Consider the following 2,569-nt stretch of genomic DNA (forward strand, 5'->3'; position numbering starts at 1 on the left):
AACGAAAGGGCCGCCCTTCGGGGCGGCCCTTTTTGCATCAGCAAGACCGTGCGGCTGCGAGCACACGCCAAAGACCAAAAACAACCCCATGCACAGTAGCCAACCTCGCCGGGCCAAGAACAAATTTCGTATTTAGCGAATTTTTCTTGACTCGTCGGGCAAAACAGCGGTAAAAGGCTATCATCGAGACTTTTCTTCCTGATGCCCTGCCCTATCGCCTCAGCTCCCTGATAACGTCCGCCAAGCGCGTGTCGCCAGGCAAGAGGCGCCCAATGTGCTCGGCATACTCCAGAGCAGCAACGGCGTCGCCTTTCTCACGGCTGAAATTCAGTGCGGCTGACAGCAGTTCCAGATTGTCGGGATGCCCGCGCAGACCTTCCTTCAGGACCGCAAGCGCATCATCGCGCCGGCCGGCCGAATGCAGCCCGATTGCATACACGTAGGCGTAGCGCGGCTGGCCCGGGTCCAGCGCCGCAGCCTGCTGCAGCTCTTCGATTGCTGCTTCGTTGCGCTTCTGGCGCACCAGCGTCAGACCGAGCGCGTGGTGGAGAGATGCCTCCTGCGCCGACACAGATAGAGCCTCGCGCAGGACCCGCTCGCCGTCGCTGTCGCGTCCGAGCTGGCGATACAGGTCAGACAGATTGATGGCGGCGGCCGCAAACGAGGGATCGAGCTTGAGCGCGGCGCGGTATTCGGCTTCCGCCCGATCGGCGCTGGCCTGGCGGGCGAGGAAATTGCCGAGCGCCGTGCGCGCCTCCGGCCGATCCGCGTTCAGCTTCTGCGCGTCGACGAATTCGGCAGCCGCCCGTGTGAACTTGTCGCGATCGGCCGCAGGCTGGCGTGCAGCGGGCACGGCGGCGAGAAGCTCGGCGGCGCGGATGCGCACGCCACGCACGGGGTCGGTCAGTTGCGACGCGGCGAGCGACCAGAGCTGATCGGTTGGGGCTCCTTCTAGCCCATCGAGCGCGCCGAGCCTCACGAGCGGATCAGAATCGGAAAGTCCGCGCCGGGTCAGATCTATGATCGGCGCGGGAAGCTCGGCCAGCGCGCTGGCGCGGACGATTCCGGCAACGTCTTCCGATGCTGCGATCGCCGCCAGCAACGCTTGCGCGTCGGACGCCTCGCTCCAAGCGGCGTGAAATGCGCCCGCGTAGGTCTGATAGCCGCGCCGCCCAGGGCCAAGCCAAGTTTCGACCTGTTGCGCGGCCCAATTCGCGGATCTGTCACGATGGCAGTCGTTGCACGCATTCGGTGCGCCCGTCTGCACGGAAAGATCAGGGCGCGGAACGCGGAAGCCATGGTCGTGGCGACGGTCGATGACCATATAGCGACGCTCCGGCATGTGGCAGGACGGGCAAGCCGGCGGCGGGGAGACGTCAGCATGATGCCGGTGAGCGGGCGACTGATACTTGTCCGGCGCATGGCATTGCGCACAGGCGCCGTCCCCGGGCGCCTTCAGCGCTGCGCTATGCGGATCGTGGCAGTCGCTGCAAGTTACGCCTTTGGCAAACATCCTGCTCTGCTTGAACGGGGCGTAGTTGTAGGTCTCCTCATCGTCGCGCATCTGGCCGTCGGCATGGAAACGCTGGCGGTCGAGCAACGACACGCGATGCGTCTCGGAGAGCGGCCGTCCCGGCGTCCAATCTTCCGAAAGCTGTCCGCGGCGGGCATGGCAGCGCCCGCAGGTCTCGACCTCCTTGCGCAGCGCTGCTGCTGGCGCACTCCGTGTCGGCGTCGGCGTCCCGGCGGAGGCTGACCACGTGATGCCGGTGCGCTCGTCAAAACGGACCAGCAGGCCGTCGTCTACGCCGCGCGACGCCGGCTTTCCGCGCGCCCAGGCGACGTGACGCGAGCCGGCACCATGGCACGCCTCGCAGCCGACGCTGATCTCGGCGAAGGTGGTGGCAAACGTGTCCTTGGCGGCATCGTAGCCCTTGAGTACGCCGGTCGAGTGACACTCGGCGCACATGAAATTCCAGTTCTGGTTCAACTTCGTCCAATGCAGGGGATCGTTATGGGTGATGGCGCTGTCGGGATAGAGATGAAGCCAGCGCTGTCCGCCCTGCTCTTTCGTTCGCGTATCCCAGGCGATGGACAGGGCTTGGATGCGGCCATCGGGAAATTCGATCAGGTATTGCTGCAGCGGATCGATGCCGAAAGCGTATTTCACCTCGAAAGTCGCGAGCTTGCCGTCAGGTCCGTCGGTTTCGACCAGGAATTTGTTGTCCCTGCTGAAGAAGCGCGAGTGCGTGCCGGCGTAGTCAAAGGTCGCGTCGTTGAAGTCGCCGCGCACGGTCTGCGCGGTTGCGTGATCCATGGCATGGCGGTGCTGCGAGCTCTGCCAAAGCTTCGTCTCGGCTTGATGACAGCCGGCGCAGGACTCGCTGCCGACGAACGCCAGCTTGGCATGCGAGGGAGGCTCGATCGGGGCGTTCGATGTCTCGTACCAGAACAGTCCGACAGCAATCACGCAGGCCAGGACGCTCGCAGCGACGACCACCCGCTTCGTCGTGCCCTGCGGCGCAAGCTGCGGTATGGATCGAACTGGCTCGGGCATTTGTGCGCGAGC

General features: G+C 64.8%; 1 protein-coding gene. It reads right to left on the reverse strand.

Annotation, left to right across the window (positions count from 1 at the left end; translation table 11 throughout):
* Window positions 1-211 precede the first annotated feature (211 nt).
* Window positions 212-2,569: cytochrome c3 family protein (locus AOQ71_RS03920; protein WP_063958177.1), on the reverse strand; the 2,358-nt coding region annotated here is incomplete at its 5' end.

The sequence above is a fragment of the Bradyrhizobium manausense genome, assembly GCF_001440035.1.
GTDB lineage: Bacteria > Pseudomonadota > Alphaproteobacteria > Rhizobiales > Xanthobacteraceae > Bradyrhizobium > Bradyrhizobium manausense.